We start from the raw sequence: 17101 nt of genomic DNA, 5'->3' as shown, positions 1-17101 counted from the left end.
TGATGTCCGCGCGCGCGGTCGCGTTCTTCGACGTCGACGAGACACTGATCTCGGTGAACAGCATGCTCGGATTCCTGCTCCACCACGTCCGGGCCTCGGGCCACCCGCGGTCCGTCTTCGACGAGGCGGTACGCGGCCTCCGTACCCTGGCACGGGGCGGCGCGTCCCGCGCCGACGTGGCGCGCGCCTACTACCGCCACTACGGCGGCAGCGACGCACGCGAACTCGCCGCACAGGGCCGTGCCTGGTTCGCCGCCGAACTTGCCTCCGGCGCCCTGTTCCTGACGGAGAGCGTGGCGGCGCTGCGTGAGCACCGGCGCCGGGGCGACACGGTCGTCCTGGTCTCGGGCTCCTTCGCCCCCTGCCTTGACCCCATCGCGCAGCAGCTCGGCGCCGACGCGGTGTTCTGCGCCCGCCCCGAGACGATCGGCGGTGTCCACACCGGCAGGCTCGGCGCCACGATGATCGGCCGGGAGAAGGCCCACGCGGTGCGCGGCCTGCTCAAGGAGCACGGCATCCCGGGGGACCGCTGCCACGCGTACGGCGACCACGCGTCCGACCTCGACATGCTGCGCGCCGTGGGCCACCCCGTGGTCGTGGGCGCCGATCCGGTGCTGGTCCAGCACGCCGAGGCGGGCGGCTGGCGCAGGCTTCCCGGCGCACCGCCCCGCTGAACGCCCGGCCAGGACACGGGCGGTTTTCGGCCCTCGTACCGGCCCTGGGCGACCACGTCGAAAACCTGCCAGTGACAGGCGGGCGGCCTTGCGAGAGTGGCAGGCAGACATCGGTGCGACGAAGGGCTCAAGACACATGGTACGAAGCCCGGACCCAGCCGCCCGGAAACCGAGCTACCCCGTCGTGGTCACGCTCGCCGCGGGCGCCATCTTCCTCTCCATCCTCGACGCCACCGTCGCCAACCTCGCGGTGACGGACATGCACGACAGCTTCCCCGACGCCGCGGTGACCGACCTGACCTGGGTCATCTCGCTCTACGCCATCGTGTTCGCGGCCTTCCTCGCACCCGCGGGACGCCTCGCCGACGTACTGGGCAGGCGCCGGCTCTACGTCATCGGCATGTGCCTGTTCACCGCGACCTCGCTCCTCTGCGCCCTGGCGCCGGACCTGCCCACCCTGCTGGTCGCCCGCGCGCTGCAGGGCCTCGGCGCGGCGGCCATGATCCCGGCCTCTCTCGCCGTGGTCCTCGCCGATGTGGCACCGCGGCGCAGGGGGGCCGCCATCGGACTGTGGAGCGCGGCGGCGTCCGCGGCGGCGGCCGCCGGGCCGGTCCTCGGCGGCGTCCTCATCGACTCCGTCGGCTGGCGCTCGGTGTTCCTCATCAACGTACCCCTGGGCCTTGCGCTGCTCGCCGGGATCAGGGTCGTACGCCGACCGGAGCGGACCACGCAGGGCCTTCCCGACATCCTCGGCACCCTGTTCCTCGCGGCGGGCGCGGGACTCGTGGTGCTCGGCGTGACCCAGGGGCAGGAGTGGCACTGGGACGATCCCCGGGTGCTCGGCGCCCTGGTGGGCGGCCTCGTCCTGCTGGCGCTCGCACTGGTGCGGGCCCGCAGCCACCCCCGCCCCGCCCTCCAGACACGGCTGTGGCGCAGCAGGGTCTTCGCCCTCGCCAACCTCGTCTCGTTCTTCTTCGGCGCCGCGCTGTACGCCTGGCTCCTTGTGGGGGCGCTGTTCCTGGTGGACGTGTGGGGGTATTCGCGGATCGCGGCGGGTCTGTCCATGAGCCCCGGGGCGGTGCTCTCCGCGGTGGTCGCGGTGCTGGTCGGACGCTCGCTGAGCAAGCGCTGCCCACACCTGGTGGTGTTCTTCGGGGCGAGCGCGCTGGTCGGCGCGGCCCTCTGGCTGGCGCTCACGCTGGCCTCGGACGCCGCCCTGTGGAGCATGTGGATCCCGGTCGGGCTGCTGGCCGGTGCCGGGATCGGCGCGGCCAGCACGGGCGTGTCCAGCGCCGCCGCGCTGTCCGTGGAACCGGTGGACTTCGCGGGCGCGACCGGACTCAACATGGCGGTACGGCAGATCGGCGGCGCCCTCGGCATCGCCGTCCTCGCCGCGATCCTGCCCGCCTCGACCTCGTCCTCGCCCACCCCGTACAGCCACGTGGTGTTCTTCGCCTGCGCCATGGCCGCCGTCGCCGGGCTGCTCGGCCTCGGACTCGCCCCGGGCCGGAACCGGCCGGGTCCTGACACCGCGCAGCAGGCCCCCGTGCCCGCCGCCGAGCCCGCGACCGGCAAGGGAGCGGAGCGGTGACCGCGCGCGAGACGCCGTCCACCGAGCGGGAATGGACGGTCGAGGAACGCGTCGTGGTCCGCGCACCGGCGGAGCAGGTCTACGCCGCGGTGGCCGGCATCCGGCGGATGGGCCGGTGGAGCCCCGAGTGCCGGGCCGTCGTCTCGCGGCGCGCCGTGCCCCGCACCGGCGACCGCTTCGTGGGCCTCAACCGGCGCGGCCGGTCGGTCTGGTTCACCTCCTGCCGCGTCGTACGGGCGGACCCCGACCGGCAGTTCGCGTTCCGGGTCACCTCCTTCGGCCTGCCCATCGCGCTGTGGGGCTACCGTGTGGAGCCCTGCCCCGACGGGGTGGAGCTCGTCGAGTACTGGAAGGATCTGCGCCGCGGCCGGGGCGCGAAGGCCGCCGAGTTCCTCGGCCGGGTGTTCACCGGAACCCCGCCCGCACAGCGCGCCGGCGTCAACAGGGCCGGTATGCGCACCACGTTGCACCGGATCCGCGACGCCGTCGAACAGCCGGGACAGTCCCGGTGAACCCGTCGGGCGGGCTTTCCGCCCGTCGCCCCCTCTGCGAGGAGAACTCCGTGAACGGCGCCCCACCGCACGAACGGCACGACTCCCCCCGCGACCCGCGCGGCGAGGACCCCGACTTCCGTGCCGGCACGCCCTGGCGGCGCTTCATCGTCCTCGGCGACAGCGGGGCCAGGAGCCGCGGGTCCTCCCGGCGGGGTTCCGGCAGTGAGCCCTGGGCGGACCGGGTGGCCGGGGCGCTGCGCTCGCCCCGGCCCGAGCTGGCCTACCTCAACCTGAGCCGGGCGGACCAGTCGGCCGCCCAGGTGCGGTCCAGACAGCTGGCCAGGGCCCTGGCGTTCCGGGGCGACCTGGCCGCGGTCGTCGCCGGTGGCCACGAGGCGCTGCTCGACTCCTTCGACGTCGACGCCACCGAGGCGGAGCTGCACCGCATCGTGGGGGCGCTCAGGGACTCCGGCGCGGACGTGATCACCCTGGGCGCGTACGGCTCGTGCGGGCAGGCCCCGGCGGTGGCGGAGCGCGGCGGTGGACCGGAGCAGCGGCTGCGGCTCCTCGCGGAGCGCACCCGCGCCCTCGCCCTGCAGCACGGCGCGATGCATGTCGACATGGTGGGTGCGGGGGACGGTCCGGCCGGTGACAGGGAGAGAGCCGTCGCGGCGGCGGTGATCCGCCGTCTGGCGGCGCACCCCGAGGTGACCCGGACCGCGTCATGGTGAGGAGTCCGGCCTGAGACCGGCCCTCCCGGCACCCGTCCCGCCGACCCGCCCCCGCTGATTGGTGCGCCCATGTCCGAGTCCGTGATCGTCGCAGGAGCGGCCACGTCCGGCGGAGCCCTCTGCGCGAGTCTGGGGGCGCTGCCCTCCGTCACACTCGGGGCCCTCGTCATCGAGGCGGCACTCGACCGTGCGGGCATCGGGGCCGCCGACGTGGACCACGTGCTCGTCGGACAGCGGCAGGCGCGGCAGGTGGTGCGACGCGCCCTCGTCCCCGACCGGGTGCCGGCCGTCTCCGTGGGCGGGACCCGGTTCTGCGCTCTGCGCACCCTCGCGCTGGCCGACCGGCTGATCCGCGGCGGGGAAGGGGACGTGGTCGTCGTCAGCGGCACGGACCCGGGGCTCGCCCGGACCGGAACCGGACCGCCGTGGCGCGTCGAGCGCGCGGTGGCCGTCGTCCTGATGCGTCGCACCAGGGCCGAACGGCTGGGCCTGCCCTGGCTGGCCGGGCTCGGCGCGCACAGCACGGTCGTCGGTTCTGCGGGGTCGTCGTACGCCCAAGCCGTACGCGCCGTCCGGCAGGCGCTGCGGGAGACCTCCGCGGTGCCGCGGGACCTGTGCGCCGTCGATGTGCGCGAGTCGCCGCGGGCGGCGCGGGGGTACGACGCCGTTCCCGACGAGCATGTCTTCGACACCACGGGGCTGCGCATGGCCCTGCGGCTGTCCCGGAGCCTGCGCCGGCGGGAGCGGGGGACGGGGGCCGTCGCCATGTGGGGCGACCACGGGGCGGAGGCGGTGGTGATCTGCGCCGACAGGATATGACACAGGCTCTGAGAGCGGTCGCACGGCCACCTCGCGCCCGTCCCGCTGAAGCGCGCGTTTCAGCGGCCTTTCAGCGCGCCCTGCGAGATTGCGGGTATCACTGCCGACGGTCTGGCGGATTCACGTGGACGTGTCCAGAAGATCAGCCGTGAAGCACGGGCCCGACGAGTGTGCGGCTGGGACGTGGGGAGCCGGAGGAAGGCTCACGGTACGGGAGTGAAGGCGGCCTTCCTCGAAACCAGGGCATCCACGGAGCCGGAAACGAGACAACTATATTTCGCCGTCTTGATCCGGTTGGGCCGCAAAGTGCGAGTCCGTACACTCCGCGCTGGGGACGCATGAACACTCCGAACCACTGTGGTGGTCCGGATCGTCGGTCCGGCAGCCCGCCCAATGGCGTTGGGCGCATCGCTCGGCATCTCCACCCGCACCTTCCGCCGCGCCAGGCTGCCGTTACACCGGGAAAACGGGGGATCAGCGTGCAGATCAGACTTCTAGGCCCACTTCAGGTGATCGAGGGAAACGTTCCTCTCGATATACCGGGAGAAAAACTCAGAACCATCATGGCGGCCCTGGCGCTCACCCCCGGCACCCCGGTGCTCGCGGTGGACCTGCTCGACGAACTCTGGGGCGACCGCCTTCCCAAGACCGCCGAGAACTCTCTCCAGTCCCACATCGCGAGGCTGCGCCGCATACTGGCCAGGCAGACCGGAAAGCCCAGCGTCCGAAACCTCATCCGCACCTCGCACTCCGGGTACGTTCTTGACGTGGACGCCGCGGACGTCGACGCACTGTGGTTCACCCGGGCCGTCGAAATGGCTGGCCGGTATGTGAACGAGGACTTCGAGATGGTCATCAAGCTGCTCAACGACGCGTTCGCCGTCTGGCGCGGACCCGCGCTCCTTGACGCCGGTTACGGAATGATCTGCCGGATCGCCTGTGCCCGCCTGGAGGAGACCAAGCTCATCGGGCGCGAACTGTTCGTCGAGGCGCATCTCGAACTCGGCCGGCACCAGCAGGTGATACCCGAGCTCGAACAGCTCCTCACCCAGCACCCGTTGCGCGAGCGCTTCTGCGAGCACCTGATGACCGCGCTCTACCGGTCCGGTCGGCAGGCGGACGCCATCAGCACCTACCGGCGGGTGCAGCACAACCTCTCGGCGGAGCTCGGAATCGACCCGGGCCCCGGAATGCGGAAGAAACTGAGGGAGGTGCTCCAGCAGGAGGACGACCTGCTGCTGCACCGATGAGACAGCCCGGCCACCTGGCTCTCGCAGGGTCTCGGACCGCGGGCGCTCAGACCGAGTTGGTCAGCCGCAGGATGTGCCACACGGCCCGCAGGCTCGCCCTGCCCTCGAAGGCGAGGTACTCCGGCAGCACCAGCTGCGGGCCCCACTTCTCCTTGTACGCCAGCTGTCCCGCGGCCGGGTAGACGGACTCTCCCTTGTCGGCGAGGAACCGCAGGAACTTCCCCGTCAGGGCGCTGTGCCCGGGCAGTTCGAGGGACCGGTCCAGGCCGGTGAACGGCGTGAAGCCGAAGTGCAGCCACTCGGCGCCTTCCTGGGTGAAGGTCTCGATGGCGGTGGCGTTGATCGCCTCCATCACGCCGGGCCGGGTGTCCGGCAGGCGCCGGCTCAGGTCGTGCAGCCACCCGGCACGCGCCCCGTAGGCGGGGGAGTACGAGATGTAGGCCACCGGCCGCCCGTCGAGCGCTCCCAGGAACAGCCGCCGGTAGCGCTGGACGGGGCCGCCGGTCTCGCCGACCAGGAACTCGATCTCCTTGACGTGTCTGCCCTTGCCCCGCAGCCAGGCCGAGTCGATCCGCGCGACACTGTCGCCGTGTTCCGCGAACGAGACCTCCTTGACGTCGAGGCCGTTCCGCCTCGCCTGGGAGATCTTGTTGCGCAGCTTCATGAACCGCGAGCCGCGCAGCGTGAATTCGGGGAGGTGCACCGCGTAGGACGAGCCCACCTGGTTGAGCGTGAATCCCTCCTGCGCGTACAACTCGGCGTCCGACCGCTGCAATTGGATGCCCGCGATTTTCCGGCGGCGTTCGCGCGCGTACGCCCGGAACTCCCGCAGAACCTCCGCCTGGCGTTCCGGCGGCCCGTACACGCCGCCGAACTGGATGACGTAGCGACCGGCCTCCCGGTAGGCGACGAGTTCCCCGCCCTTGCCGAGGAACAATTGGTTCCCGGCGTTCAGCGCCAGGAAGGAACTCGGGTTCTGCGCGTACTTCTGAACTGCGGTCAGTGCGGCCTGAGCGGTCTCGGCGTTCTCTCGCGGCATTTCTGACACCCGGCTCATGCGTCGCACGCTCCCCGATCGGCCGACGAAAGTTTCGCGCAACATATCGCGGGGCCGCCGCATCCGGCTGAGGCCGCGGTGTCAGCGGACTTTCAGCGGCTTCTCAGAAGGCCCTGTGAGGATCGCGGCGTGGCTCGGCACCGGTCGGCCGGACCGGTTGCGCACACGAAGGAGTGAGCGTGGGAAGTACGCAGTTGTATCGGCACCGGCTTCAGCACGGAACACGTCACCTTCCCGCGCGGATGCGCACTTATCAATCCTATGTCAACGCGCGAGAAGTGCCGGGCGAGGACTACGTCTACGTACTCGACGCGGATTCCCTCCTCGACGACGTTTTCGCCAGCCTCACGCTCAAAAGGAAATTGGAGCAGGGGCGCGCCGCGCCGGACGATCTCCCGGCGAGCGTGGTCGGACGGGTGGGCAAGGCCGACCGCGCCACCGTGGAGCGGGCCGTCTCGGCGGCTGCCACGGCGGCCCCCGTCTGGGGCGCCGTCCCCGCGGACGTCCGTATCGACACGGTGGGCCGGCTCCTGCACGCGCGACTCGCCGCGCACGCCGATGACGTCGCCGCCGTCCTGGTCGAGGAGGGGCACCCGCTGGCCCTCGCCCAGTGGCAGGTCTCCGGGATGCTGGAGTGCTTCGGCCCGGAGTCGATCAGCTTCTACCGCTCCCAGATGTTCCAGGAGTTCCACCGCGGCGAGCGCCGCCTCCAGGTGCGCAGGCGGCCCGACGGCGTGGTCTGCCTCAACCCGCCGCAGAACGCGCCGCTCTCCAGCGCGCTGCTCGGGGTCACCGCCGTGATGGGCGGCAACGCCCTGGTGGTGCGGGCCCCGCGCAGCGCGCCGCTCGGTGTCATGTACGTCATGCAGGAGCTCGTGGCACCCGTGCTCCAGGAGGTCGGCGCCCCGCCCGGGACGCTGAACGTCGTCTGCGGCGACCCCGCCCCGATGCTCGGCTGCTGGCTCGAGCATCCGGCGGTGGACGACATCATCTACTTCGGCAGCAGCGAGAACGGCCTGCGGTTCCAGGAGCGGTGCGTCGCCGCGGGGAAGAAGCCGATCCTGGAGCTGGCCGGCAACGACGTCGTCACCGTGTGGAAGGACGCCGACGTCGAACTGGCCGCCGAGGCCCTGACCGAGAGCTTCTACGGCTCCGGGCAGCTGTGCATGATCCCCAACCAGGTGCTGGTCCACCCCGAGATCGCGGACGCCCTGGTGGAGAGCCTGATCCGGCAGATCGGCCACATCCGGCCGGGGCACCCGTGGGAACCCGACGTACTCCTGACGCCCGTCCTGCGCAACGAGAAGTTCTTCAGCTGCCTCCAGGACGCCCGCGACAAGGGCGCCGAGGTGGTCTGCGGGGGACACGCCATGCAGCTCGACGAGACCCGCGACCCCAACGGCATCTTCCTCGAACCCACGGTGATCGTCGTGCGCGGCGTCGAAGGGGCCCGCGATCTTGAGGCCGTACGGCACGAGACGTTCTTCCCGCTGCTGCCCCTGGTGATCGCCGAACCCGCGCCGGACGCCGACATGCTGGAGACCTTCGTCGACTACGTCAACTCCAACCCCTACGGGCTGCGCAACTCGCTGTGGGCCAAGGCTCCCGGGGTCGTCGACACCTTCGTCTCCCGCGTCCGCACCGGCGGCCTGTTCAAGGTGAACGACTCGCACATCGGATTCCTGCCCTACCTGCCCACGCACGGCGGGACCGGCCTGACCGGAGGCGTCTTCGGCGAGGCCAACTACCCCATCCTGCGCACCTCGCACCTTCAGGGCGTGAGCCTCAGTCCCGGGTCGCGGCCCAGGGACGCGGTCTTCGGTGCCTGGCAGTCGCTGATCGATGAGCGCCACTGAACCGCGGCCCCGCCCGGTGGACGCGGATGTTCCCAAGGAGACGACGTCATGCGCTCGATGAACACGGCCCGGCGCACCTGCGAGAAGCATCTGCCCGGCCTGCTGGACGCACTCGCGAAGGTGCCGCTGGCCGACCTGGAGAAGCCGGGCAGTCCGGCGATCGACCTCTTCCGCTCGCACGGGGGCCCGGGGCTCGTCATCCCCACCACGTACGCGGGCAGCGGTGCCACGCCCCTTGAGGCGGTCGCCGTCACCATCGCGCTGGGCGCCGCCGCCCCCTCCCTCGCGGTGGCCACCACCATGCACCACTTCTCGGTGGCCACGCTCTTCTCGCTCGCCGACAGCCTGCAGAGCGGCGGAGTCGAGTGGGCACTCCTCGAAGGCATCGTCGAGCAGCGCCTCCTGGTCGCCTCGGGGTTCGCCGAGGGCCGGCCGGGGCGGGGCATCCTCAACCCCACGGTCGAGGCCCGCCCCGCCGAGAAGGGCTACTTCATCACCGGGTCCAAGAAGCCCTGCAGCCTCTCCCGCTCGATGGACCTGCTCACCGCGAGCGCCGCACTGCCGAACGCGGACGGCACCACCGACATGGCGGTCCTCCTGGTGCCCCGGCAGGTGGAGGGCCTGACGGTCGAGCCGTTCTGGTCGAGCTGGGCCCTGGCCGGGGCCGAGAGCGACGAGGTGCGGCTGAAGGACGTCTTCGTCGACGAGCAGCAGGTCATGCGCACCGAACTCGGCGACGCGGGCGAGCTGGACGAGTTGCAGACGGTCGGATTCATCTGGTTCGAACTCCTCATCACCGCCTCGTACATCGGGATGGCGGGAGCGCTCGTCGAACGAGTCGTCGAGAGCCGCCGCGGCGCGGACACCGAACGCGCCGAACTGCTCGCCCGCTACGAGACGGCCGCCCTCCTCACCGAGGGCACGGCTCGCATGATCATGGAGGGTTCGGTCGGCAACGAGGGCCTCGGCCGGGCGCTGGTCGCGCGGTACGGGGCGCAGGACGCGATCCGGTCCGCCGTCGGCCGCGCCGTGGAACTCCTCGGCGGGATGGCCTTCATCGGCTCCGGCGACATCGCCTACCTGGCGGCCGCCTCGCACGGCCTGGCCTTCCACCCGCCGTCCCGTTCCAGCTTCACCGTGCCCTTCCTCGACCATACCGACGGCCTGCCGCTGCGGCTGGCGTGAGGAGCCTCGTGACCACTGCCCTGCCCGCACAGACACCCGGCCGCGAAGAGATCGGCCGGCTGTACAGGACACGCCTGAGCAAGGGGCGCGCCACCCTCGGCGAGCTGCTCGGCGGCGAACTGGAGACGGAGTCCCAGGGCGCCTGGGTGACCACCGCGTCCGGCCGCCGGCTCCTCAACTGCGGCGGCTACGGCGTCCTGTTGATGGGCGCACGCCACCCCACCGTCGTACGCCATGTCGTCGAGCAGCTGCACCGCAACCCGGTGGCGACCCGCGTCCTGCTCGAACCCCAGGCGGCGCTGGCCGCCGACGCGCTGGTGGCCACCGCCCCGCCGGGGCTCGACCGGGTGCACTTCGCCTGCTCGGGCGCGGAGGCCGTGGAGACGGCCATCAAGATCGCCCGTACCCGCGGCAAGGACCGGCTGATCGCCACCCACGGCGGCTACCACGGCAAGACCATGGGCGCGCTCAGCCTCACCGGGAAGGCCCTGTTCCAGGAGCCGTTCCGCCCACTGCTCCCCGGCACCGCCCATGTGCCCTACGGCGACGCGGAAGCCCTGGCCGGGCAGCTCGAAGCGGCGTCCGGCCGCGCCTGCGTGGTGATCGAGCCGGTCCAGGGCGAGGCGGGCGTGGTCATCCCGCCGCCCGGCTACCTGCGGACGGTCCAGGAACTGTGCCGCGCCCACGACGCGCTCTTCGTGCTGGACGAGATCCAGACCGGGCTCGGCCGCCTCGGCGTCCTGTGGGGCGCCGACGCGGACGGGCTGACCCCGGACATGCTGCTCAGCGGCAAGGGCCTGGGCGGCGGCATCATGCCGGTCTCCGCGGTCGTCGCGCGCGCCGAGGTGTTCGGCGCCTTCGACCGCGACCCCTACCTGCACACCTCGACCTTCTCCGGCATGCCCCTGGCGATGGCCGCCGTGCGCGGCGCGCTCGCGGCCATCGAGGAGGAGGACCTCGTCACCCGGGCCCGCGAGCTCGGCACCGAGATCCTCCAAGGGCTGCGTCGGATCGCCGGGGAGACCTTCGGCGGCCTGGTACGGGAGGTACGGGGCCGGGGGCTGCTCCTCGGCGTCGAGTTCACCGAGCCGGGGCCGGCCGGGGACCTCCTCGTCGAGCTGATCCAGCAGGGCGTGGTGGCCAACCACTCGCTCAACTCCCACCTGGTGCTGCGCTTCACCCCGCCCGCCGTCCTGATCCCTTCCGAGGTGCGGTTCCTCCTCGACGCGTTCGAACGCGCCTGCCGTGTGCAGGCGGCCCGCTACGTCCCGACTCCCGAAGGTGGTGCCGCCCATGCGCGGCGTTGACGTGACCGTCGGCGTGCCCGATAACGCTCCGGACGCCGTGTACGACCGGGTGAAGGAGTTCGCCCGCTACCCCGATTTCGCGCCGGTGGTCCGCTCGGTCACCGTCCATGACACCAGCGACGTGGCGGAGACCAGCGACTGGGAGGTGTACTTCCGCAACGGCGTCCTGCGCTGGACCGAGGCGGACCGTTTCGACCGGCAGGCCCTCACCATCGTCTTCACCCAGCTCGACGGCGACTTCGAGACGTTCGAGGGCAGCTGGCGGATCTCCACCACGGGCGGCGCGGTACGGGTCGTCTTCCGCGCCGAGTTCGACTTCGGCATCCCCAGCCTCGCGGGCATCCTGGAGCCCGTCGCCGAAAGGGTCATCAAGGAGACCATCGCCCGGGTGGTGCTCGGGCTCTTCCCCGCGGGCTCGGTGGTGGGCGACGAGGCGCTGGCCCGCGCCGTCGCCGCACCGGCCGTTCCGGCGCCGCACGTGGCACGGGCGGGCTGATGGACACCAAGAATTTGTTCATGACGCCGGTGACCGCCCGGCTCGTGCGGGCGGAGTACGGGCTCGGCCTCGTCGTCGCCGCGGTCGCCTTCCTGACCCACCTCTCAGAGGTCCGCTGGCTGCCCGCCGTCGCGCTGTTCGTCTACATAGACCTGATCGGCTACATCCCGGGCGCCATCCAGTACCGGCGACGCAAGGGCGAGATCGGCAAGACGTACTACGTGCTCTACAACGTCATGCACTCCCTGGTGACCCAGGGCCTGGTCGCCCTGGCGTGGATCTGGCTGTGGGACGCCGAATGGGCGCTGCTCGCGCTGCCGCTCCACCTCTTCGGGGACCGGGCGCTGTTCGGGAACTACCTCAAACCGTTCGGCCTGCACTTCGAACCGCAGACGCATCAGGCGTACCGCCGCTTCCGCAGCGAGTTCGTGGCCACCGGGGCAGCCGGAGACCGGGGGGCCGACAAGCTGGACGAGGTGACATGGCCCTAGCCACACGGCGCCCGCCCGTGGCCGCCCCGGCGGACTCCGCAGCCGCCGTCATCACCGCGATGCGCCACTTCGTCACCGGGGTGACGGTGCTCATCTGCGGGGTGGGCGACGAGGTCGAGGGCGTGACCGTGAGCACCTTCGGGACCGTCCCGGGCGACCCCCCGATGGCCTGCGCGCTGCTGCGGGCGGGCAGCCGGGGGCTGCGGGCGGTGGCCGGCAGCGGGGTCTTCGTCGCCAACGGCCTCGCGGCCGGGCAGGAGCCGCTGGCCCGGCACTTCGCCCGCCGCACCCGCCCCACGGGCCTCGGCCAGCTGCCCCCGGCGGCCTGGCTCGGCGACCGCGCCGACGCCGTGCCCCGGATCGGCGGCGCCGTGGCCTGGCTCGAATGCCGGCCGGAACTCACCGTCCCGGTCGGCGACCACGAGCTGGTGATCGCACGAGTCGTCGCCGCGGTGCACCGCGGCGGCACCCCGCTGGTCAATTTCGCCGACGAGCTGCACGCAGGCCCGTCCACGGCCGCCCCCCCGCCACGCGGGAAGGGACGGAAGGGATACCCCATGACGACATCGACGCCCGCGACGGCGGGCATCCCCGCCGAGGCCGACTGGGAGCGGGCCCCCTCGCTCCTGGCCGGCGCGGAGGACCTCGAACTCACCCCCGCCCTGTGCAATCTGCGCTACTGGCTCAACGCCGTACCGAACGGAACCCTGCGCGGCAACCTCCTCGGCCACGCGCCGGACGTCCGGCCGCTCGACGTGGTCGTCCAGCCCGGCCCGCTCAACAGCGCGCTCACCCAGGAACTCGCCTACCGCTCGGTCGCCGAGGAGAAGGCCACCCGGGCGATCGGCTACCTGACCGCGCTGGCACCCGACAACGACACCCTGGAGTTCTACGCGACGCAGCTGATCGACGAGGCGCGCCACGCCATGGTGTTCCGCAGTCACCTCATCGAACTCGGCGTCAAGGAGGCGGAGTTGACCGACACGGTGGCCCGCCTCGCCGCCACCGACGAGAAGGAGATCCTGGAGCCGCTGGAGAACCTCGGGCTGCGCGTGCTGCGCGACGAGCGGGACTTCGTCGGCGGCGTCCTGGTCCTGACGGTCCTCGTCGAGGGCGTCCTTGCCCCGGCCGCCGAGCTCAGCGAACGCAAGTGGCGGATCTTCGACCCGGCCGCCGCCGACATCGAACGCGGCGCGGGCATCGACGAGATCCGCCACCTGACGGTCGGCAGCGCCATCGTCCGCGACCACCTGCGCGCCGCCCCGCACGACCGGCCCCGCCTCCTCCGGCTGATCCGCGAGGGATACGCGCTCTGGGACCAGCTGCCGACCACCGAGCAGCTGATGCGCCGCGAGGAGATCTTCCAGCAGGGCGTCGAGGACCACCGCGACCTGCTGCGCGACTACGAGATCTGGCCCGGCCGCCGTCTGGCGGACACCACCGCGCGGGAGCGGCTGGAGAAGGGGCACGAGTGGGCCACGCGCATGCAGCGCTCCCGGCTCACCTACATGGGCCTTGAGGAGGCGATATGAGCGCCCTCGACAGGACGCCCGCCCCCGCGGCGGCCGGACAGGACGTGGCCGCCCCGAGCCTTCAGGAGATCACCCGGCTGGTCAGGCAGACCGGACTCATGGACTCGCAACCCGTCTACTACACGTACAAGATCATCGCGAATCTGCTGCTCCTCGCGGCGGGCTGGACCCTGTTCGCGCTGATCGGCGACAGCTGGTGGCAACTGGCCGTCGCAGTCTGGCTCGCGGCCTGCTTCGGCCAGACGGACCTGATCGGGCACGACGCCGGGCACCGCCAGATCTTCCGCACCCGCAAGGCCGGCGACGTGATCGGCTACCTCCACGGCAATCTGCTCACGGGTGTCAGCTTCGGCTGGTGGGTCGGCCACCACACCAAGCACCACAACTACCCCAACCACCTCTCCCTGGACCCCGACATCCTGCGCCGCCAGGTCATCTTCGACGCCAAGGACCGGACGAAGCGCACCGGGACCGCGGGACGCTTCATCGTCCGCCACCAGGCGTGGATGTTCTACGTACTGATCCTGCTGGAAGGGCTGCGCCTGCACGCCTCGGGCTACGTGGCGGCGCGCAAGGGCGCCCTCCAGCGCTACGCCGCCCTGGACCTCGGCCTGTTGACCCTGCACCTCGCGGTCTACCTGACCGTGGTCTTCATGGTGCTCCCGGTCGGCATCGGCCTCGCCTTCATCGCCGTCCACCAGTGCCTGTTCGGCTTCTACATGGGGCTGATGTTCGCGCCCAACCACAAAGGGCTGCCCGTACGCGACGGAGCGGAGGAGGAACTGGACTGGCTCACCCGGCAGGTGATCACCTCCCGCAACCTGGCACCCAACCGGATCACCGACTTCTTCTACGGCGGGCTCAACTACCAGATCGAGCACCACCTGTTCCCCGCCATGCCCCGCAGGAACCTGCGCCGCGCCCAGCCGCTGGTCAAGGAGTATCTGGTGCGCAACGGCCTGCCGTACGCGGAGGAACGGCTGCTGCGGTCCTACCTGAAGGTGGCCGACCACCTCGGCGACGTCAGTCGAGAGGTGGCCGTGCTGGAGCGCGAGGCGCAGGACGGGGGCGCCCGGTGAGCGCCGACGCCGCGGTGCTCTGCGGCCTGGGCACCTGGCTGCCGCCGCACGCGGTCACCAACGACGACCTCGCGCGGGAGCTCGACACCTCCGACGAATGGATCCGCAGCCGTACGGGCATCGGCACGCGGTACGTCGCCGACCCGTCCACGGCCACCTCGGACCTCGCGGTGGAGGCGGGCCGGCGCGCGCTGAAGTCCGCCGAGCGCGACACGGTGGACGCCGTGGTCCTCGCCACCAGCACCCCCGACCACCCCTGCCCCGCCACCGCGCCGCTGGTGGCGGCCCAGCTTGGCCTCGGAACCGTGGCCGCCTTCGACGTCGGGGCGGTCTGCACCGGCTTCCTGTACGCGCTGGCCGCCGCGGCCGGACTGATCGCCGCCGGTACGTCGGGCAGCGTGCTGGTCATCGGCGCGGACACGTACTCCACCATCCTCGACCCGGCCGACCGGTCGACCAGGGCCATCTTCGGCGACGGGGCGGGCGCCGTCGTCCTGCGGTCCGGCGGCGCCGACGAGCCCGGCGCGCTCGGCACCCCGGTGCTCGGCAGCGACGGCAACGGCAGCGGCCTGATCGGCGTCCGCTCGGGCGGCTCGCGCGAACCGCTGCGCCCGCACACCGCGGAAGGGGCGGACCCGTACTTCCGGATGGCGGGCAAGGCCGTCTTCCGCAACGCCGTGGAACGCATGGCCGACGCCTCGCTGACCGCGGCGCGGCGGGCCGGCTGGGAGGTCGGCGACATCGACCGGCTCATCGCCCACCAGGCCAACCTGCGGATCCTGCACGCCGCCGCGGACCGGATGCGGCTGCCGCGCCGCCGGTGCCCCGTCCACCTCGACCGGGTCGGCAACACGGCGGCCGCCTCCATCCCGCTGGCCCTCTCGCACGCCGTGGCGGGCGGCGAACTGCTCCCCGGCCACCGCACCGTGCTCACCGCCTTCGGCGGCGGCCTCACCTGGGGCGCCTGCACCGTCCGCTGGCCCGCGCTCATCCCCGTATGACTCGACCCACCCACCATTGAGGAGCACGCATGAGCAGCACCTACGACCGTCTTGTCGGCCTGCTGGCCAAGGGCTTCGGCATCGAGGCCGACGAGGTCGTACCGGAGAACACCTTCGAGGACCTGGAACTGGACTCGCTCGCACTCGTGGAACTGACGCTCGCCGTGCAGGAGGAGTTCGGCATCAGCCTCACCGACGACGACCTGCAGGCGAAGAGTTCCCTGGCCGAGGCGGCCGGCGTACTCGACGTCAAGCGGGTGACCGTCTGATGGGGACAGGCGGCGACGCCCGGTTCGACGCGGCGGTCACGGGAATCGGCATGGTCACCCCCGCCGGGCTCGGCACCGCCGAGTCCTGGGAGCGGATCAAGGCGGGGGACGGGACCGCCGCGCGGCCCGTACCCGCTCTCGCCGGCATCCCGGCCGACTTCGGCTGCTGGATCCCCGGCTTCGACCCGGTCGCCGCCGTCGGCAGACGCAAGGCCTGGCGGCTGGACCGCAGCAGCCAGTTCGCGGTGGCGGCGGCGAAGGAGGCGCTGGCCGACGCGGGCCTCGACCCGTCCCGCTGGGACGGCGACAGGGTGGGCGTGGTCCTCGGCAGCGGCATCGGCGGCGCCGCCTCCTGGGAGAAGCAGCACCACGTCCTCCTGGAGCGAGGCTCGGAGAACGTCTCCGCCATGCTGATCCCGATGCTCGCGGTCAACATGGCGGCCGGTTACGTCGCCATGGAGTTCGGGGCCCGCGGGCCGAACTTCGTGACGGCCACGGCCTGCGCGTCGGGCGCCACGGCCGTCGGCGCGGCACGCGATCTGCTGCGCTCAGGACGGTGCGACGTGGTGATCACGGGCGGCACCGAGGCCTGCCTGATCCCCTCGATCATCGCCGGATTCCAGCAGATGGGCGCGCTCTCCACGCGCCGCGACGACCCCACGAGGGCCTCCCGGCCGTTCGACGCCGCCCGCGACGGCTTCGTGCCCGCCGAGGGCGCCGCCGTCCTGATCCTGGAACGCCCGGACGGCGCGCGGGCCCGGGGAGCACACATCCACGCGCACGTCAGCGGTTACGGTGCCTCGGCCGACGCCTACAACGCGACCGCGCCGGAACCGAGCGGCGGCGGCGCGGAGCTGGCCCTGCGCGCGGCCCTCGACGACGCGGCGGCCGACCCGCGCGCCGTCGACCACGTCAACGCGCACGGCACCTCCACCCCGCTCAACGACCTCATGGAGGCCGGACTGATCCGCCGCGTACTCGGCGAAGGGCCCGCGGTGACCTCCGTGAAGGGCGTGACGGGCCACTCCCTCGGCGCGTCCGGAGCGATCGAGATCGCCGTGGCGGCCCTGACGGTGGAGCACGGTCTCATCCCGCCGACCGCGAACCTGGACAGCCAGGACCCGGAGATCGAACTGGACATCGTCGCCAAGGAGGCACGCCCCGCCGACGTCCGGGTGGCCGTCAGCCACTCCTTCGGATTCGGCGGGCAGAACGCCGTGGTGGTGCTGACCCGCCCCTAGACAGGGCCCGCAGGACCGGCTCCAGGGC

Annotated in this window: 17 protein-coding genes; 16 read left to right on the top strand and 1 reads right to left on the bottom strand. The window is 72.1% G+C overall.

Features of this window, described 5'->3' with window-relative positions; genetic code table 11:
* Positions 1-2: 2 nt before the first annotated feature.
* The 6 genes from ACFVYR_RS03735 to ACFVYR_RS03710 all read left to right on the top strand — a co-directional run bounded on the left by ACFVYR_RS03735 (position 3) and on the right by ACFVYR_RS03710 (position 5559).
* Positions 3-674, top strand: a complete 672-nt coding sequence (locus tag ACFVYR_RS03735; protein ID WP_384248184.1) for an HAD family hydrolase — start codon at positions 3-5, stop codon at positions 672-674.
* Between the two features lie 184 nt (positions 675-858).
* Positions 859-2265, top strand: a complete 1407-nt coding sequence (locus tag ACFVYR_RS03730) for an MFS transporter (RefSeq protein ID WP_384248183.1) — start codon at positions 859-861, stop codon at positions 2263-2265.
* Entirely contained in the window at positions 2262-2777 is a 516-nt protein-coding gene (locus ACFVYR_RS03725) for an SRPBCC family protein (protein ID WP_384248182.1), read from the top strand. Before ACFVYR_RS03730 ends, ACFVYR_RS03725 begins: the two co-directional genes overlap by 4 nt.
* 50 nt (positions 2778-2827) lie before the next feature.
* Positions 2828-3490 (top strand): GDSL-type esterase/lipase family protein, encoded by a 663-nt coding sequence (locus ACFVYR_RS03720; RefSeq protein WP_384248180.1) that lies wholly within the window; start codon positions 2828-2830, stop codon positions 3488-3490.
* Positions 3491-3559: 69 nt separating this feature from the next.
* Positions 3560-4309 carry a hypothetical protein gene (locus tag ACFVYR_RS03715; RefSeq protein ID WP_384248179.1) on the top strand — a complete coding sequence of 250 codons (750 nt, stop codon included), beginning with the start codon at positions 3560-3562 and terminating at the stop codon, positions 4307-4309.
* 479 nt (positions 4310-4788) lie between these two features.
* Positions 4789-5559, top strand: coding sequence for a BTAD domain-containing putative transcriptional regulator (locus ACFVYR_RS03710; protein ID WP_384248178.1), 771 nt, complete (start codon positions 4789-4791; stop codon positions 5557-5559).
* A gap of 46 nt (positions 5560-5605) precedes the next feature.
* Here the strand turns inward: ACFVYR_RS03710 and ACFVYR_RS03705 are convergent, their stop codons facing one another.
* Complete coding sequence (locus ACFVYR_RS03705; protein WP_384248176.1) at positions 5606-6598, bottom strand: bifunctional lysylphosphatidylglycerol flippase/synthetase MprF; 993 nt, start codon at positions 6596-6598, stop codon at positions 5606-5608.
* Between the two features lie 260 nt (positions 6599-6858).
* On the opposite strand from ACFVYR_RS03705, the gene ACFVYR_RS03700 reads away from it, so the two are divergent.
* From ACFVYR_RS03700 to ACFVYR_RS03655, 10 genes are read left to right on the top strand one after another with little or no spacing between them, the layout of a single operon-like run.
* Positions 6859-8472, top strand: coding sequence for an aldehyde dehydrogenase family protein (locus tag ACFVYR_RS03700; RefSeq protein WP_384248175.1), 1614 nt, complete (start codon positions 6859-6861; stop codon positions 8470-8472).
* Between the two features lie 48 nt (positions 8473-8520).
* On the top strand, positions 8521-9657 hold the full coding sequence (locus ACFVYR_RS03695) for an acyl-CoA dehydrogenase (protein WP_384248174.1): 1137 nt from the start codon (positions 8521-8523) through the stop codon (positions 9655-9657).
* A gap of 8 nt (positions 9658-9665) precedes the next feature.
* On the top strand, positions 9666-10964 hold the full coding sequence (locus tag ACFVYR_RS03690; RefSeq protein WP_384248172.1) for an aspartate aminotransferase family protein: 1299 nt from the start codon (positions 9666-9668) through the stop codon (positions 10962-10964).
* The gene (locus tag ACFVYR_RS03685) at positions 10951-11460 is read left to right on the top strand and encodes a type II toxin-antitoxin system RatA family toxin (RefSeq protein ID WP_384248171.1); all 510 of its coding nucleotides are present in this window, start codon (positions 10951-10953) and stop codon (positions 11458-11460) included. The genes ACFVYR_RS03690 and ACFVYR_RS03685 overlap by 14 nt, the downstream gene beginning before the upstream one ends.
* 20 nt (positions 11461-11480) lie before the next feature.
* Positions 11481-11951: a hypothetical protein gene (locus ACFVYR_RS03680; protein WP_384248170.1), complete on the top strand. Its 471-nt coding sequence runs from the start codon at positions 11481-11483 to the stop codon at positions 11949-11951.
* On the top strand, positions 11942-13483 hold the full coding sequence (locus ACFVYR_RS03675; protein WP_384248169.1) for a flavin reductase family protein: 1542 nt from the start codon (positions 11942-11944) through the stop codon (positions 13481-13483). The genes ACFVYR_RS03680 and ACFVYR_RS03675 overlap by 10 nt, the downstream gene beginning before the upstream one ends.
* The gene (locus tag ACFVYR_RS03670; protein ID WP_384248168.1) at positions 13480-14562 is read left to right on the top strand and encodes a fatty acid desaturase family protein; all 1083 of its coding nucleotides are present in this window, start codon (positions 13480-13482) and stop codon (positions 14560-14562) included. The genes ACFVYR_RS03675 and ACFVYR_RS03670 overlap by 4 nt, the downstream gene beginning before the upstream one ends.
* Complete coding sequence (locus tag ACFVYR_RS03665) at positions 14559-15563, top strand: beta-ketoacyl-ACP synthase III (RefSeq protein ID WP_384248167.1); 1005 nt, start codon at positions 14559-14561, stop codon at positions 15561-15563. The genes ACFVYR_RS03670 and ACFVYR_RS03665 overlap by 4 nt, the downstream gene beginning before the upstream one ends.
* A 29-nt stretch (positions 15564-15592) precedes the next feature.
* Positions 15593-15832 carry an acyl carrier protein gene (locus ACFVYR_RS03660; RefSeq protein WP_384248165.1) on the top strand — a complete coding sequence of 80 codons (240 nt, stop codon included), beginning with the start codon at positions 15593-15595 and terminating at the stop codon, positions 15830-15832.
* Positions 15832-17073, top strand: coding sequence for a beta-ketoacyl-[acyl-carrier-protein] synthase family protein (locus ACFVYR_RS03655; RefSeq protein ID WP_384248164.1), 1242 nt, complete (start codon positions 15832-15834; stop codon positions 17071-17073). Before ACFVYR_RS03660 ends, ACFVYR_RS03655 begins: the two co-directional genes overlap by 1 nt.
* Positions 17074-17101 lie beyond the last annotated feature (28 nt).

Origin of the sequence: Streptomyces sp. NPDC058284, from assembly GCF_042881135.1 — a bacterium.
Taxonomy (GTDB): domain Bacteria; phylum Actinomycetota; class Actinomycetes; order Streptomycetales; family Streptomycetaceae; genus Streptomyces.
The sequence above is the reverse complement of the archived record's forward strand: the minus strand, read 5'-3'. Positions and strand labels throughout refer to the sequence as shown.

Bases quoted from the DNA above. Each gene is read 5' to 3' on its own strand.
- ACFVYR_RS03735 (WP_384248184.1), top strand. From the start codon at position 3: ATGTCCGCGCGCGCGGTCGCGTTCTTCGACGTCGACGAGACACTGATC.
- ACFVYR_RS03715 (WP_384248179.1), top strand. From the start codon at position 3,560: ATGTCCGAGTCCGTGATCGTCGCAGGAGCGGCCACGTCCGGCGGAGCC.
- ACFVYR_RS03705 (WP_384248176.1), bottom strand. From the start codon at position 6,598: ATGCCGCGAGAGAACGCCGAGACCGCTCAGGCCGCACTGACCGCAGTT.
- ACFVYR_RS03700 (WP_384248175.1), top strand. From the start codon at position 6,859: ATGCGCACTTATCAATCCTATGTCAACGCGCGAGAAGTGCCGGGCGAG.
- ACFVYR_RS03695 (WP_384248174.1), top strand. From the start codon at position 8,521: ATGCGCTCGATGAACACGGCCCGGCGCACCTGCGAGAAGCATCTGCCC.
- ACFVYR_RS03685 (WP_384248171.1), top strand. From the start codon at position 10,951: ATGCGCGGCGTTGACGTGACCGTCGGCGTGCCCGATAACGCTCCGGAC.
- ACFVYR_RS03680 (WP_384248170.1), top strand. From the start codon at position 11,481: ATGACGCCGGTGACCGCCCGGCTCGTGCGGGCGGAGTACGGGCTCGGC.
- ACFVYR_RS03675 (WP_384248169.1), top strand. From the start codon at position 11,942: ATGGCCCTAGCCACACGGCGCCCGCCCGTGGCCGCCCCGGCGGACTCC.
- ACFVYR_RS03670 (WP_384248168.1), top strand. From the start codon at position 13,480: ATGAGCGCCCTCGACAGGACGCCCGCCCCCGCGGCGGCCGGACAGGAC.
- ACFVYR_RS03660 (WP_384248165.1), top strand. From the start codon at position 15,593: ATGAGCAGCACCTACGACCGTCTTGTCGGCCTGCTGGCCAAGGGCTTC.
- ACFVYR_RS03655 (WP_384248164.1), top strand. From the start codon at position 15,832: ATGGGGACAGGCGGCGACGCCCGGTTCGACGCGGCGGTCACGGGAATC.